The 1105-nt window shown below is 66.4% G+C and carries 1 protein-coding gene; it reads left to right on the forward strand.

Features of this window, described 5'->3' with window-relative positions; translation table 11 throughout:
- Window positions 1-114: 114 nt before the first annotated feature.
- On the forward strand, window positions 115-1105 hold a 991-nt coding region (locus tag KLO01_RS16995), incomplete at its 3' end, for an IS481 family transposase (RefSeq protein ID WP_147067395.1).

Raw genomic sequence — 1105 nt, forward strand, 5'->3', positions numbered from 1 at the left:
TGTGATGTCCAGGGAGGTTGTCCCGCCCTCAGTCGGTGAGTCGGGCTGACAGGTGAAGGCCTCCGGTTGTGGAGTGGAGCTGTCTAGTTCACCGCTCCCAACCTGGAGGCCTTCATGTCCCACGCTAACGCGACCCTGACCCAACGCACACGGCTGCGGCTGGCGCGCCTGATCGTCGAGCAGGGATGGACCTATGCCGCGGCGGCCAAGATGTTCATGGTCGCGCCCAAGACAGCCAAGAAGTGGGCCGACCGGTACCGGTGCGAAGGACCGGCCGGTATGGCGGACCGGTCCTCACGCCCACGGCGCAGCCCGACCAAAACCCCCACCAAGGTGGTGCGGAAGATCGTGCGTCTGCGGTGGCGTCACCGCTTGGGCCCGGTCCAGATCGCCGGCCGCCTCGGGCTGGCTGCATCGACTGTTCACGCCGTGCTCGTGCGGTGCCGGATCAATCGCCTCTGCCGGATCGACCGAGTCACTGGTGAGCCGTTGCGCCGCTACGAGCACGACCACCCCGGGTCCCTGATCCACGTCGACGTCACCAAGTTCGGCAACATCCCCGACGGCGGCGGCTGGCGCTACGTCAGCAAGCAGCAAGGCTTCCGCAACCGCCGCGCGACAGACACCGATCGCCGCAAGGGCAAGGCGCGGGGCCCACTGATCGGGACCGCGTACGTGCACACCGTCATCGACGATCACTCCCGGGTCGCCTACGCCGAAATCTGCATCGACGAGAAAGCCGCCAACGCTATCGGCGTCCTGCGCAGGGCCGTGGCCTGGTTCGCTGACCACGGCGTGACCATCGAGCGAGTCCTGTCTGACAACGGCTCGGCCTACAAGTCCCACGCGTGGCGCGACGCGTGCGCCGAGCTCAACCTCAAGCACAAACGCACCCGACCCTACCGACCACAGACCAACGGCAAGATCGAACGGTTCCACCGAACCTTGGCCGACGGCTGGGCCTACGCCCGTTTCTATGACTCAACTCAGCAGCGCAACCTCGCGCTGCCCCCATGGCTCCACTTCTACAATCACCACCGCGTCCACTCCGCCCTCGGAGGTCGGCCACCGGTCACCCGACTGACCAACCTCCCTGGACATCACA

This window comes from Knoellia locipacati, from assembly GCF_007992835.1.
Taxonomy (GTDB): domain Bacteria; phylum Actinomycetota; class Actinomycetes; order Actinomycetales; family Dermatophilaceae; genus Knoellia; species Knoellia locipacati.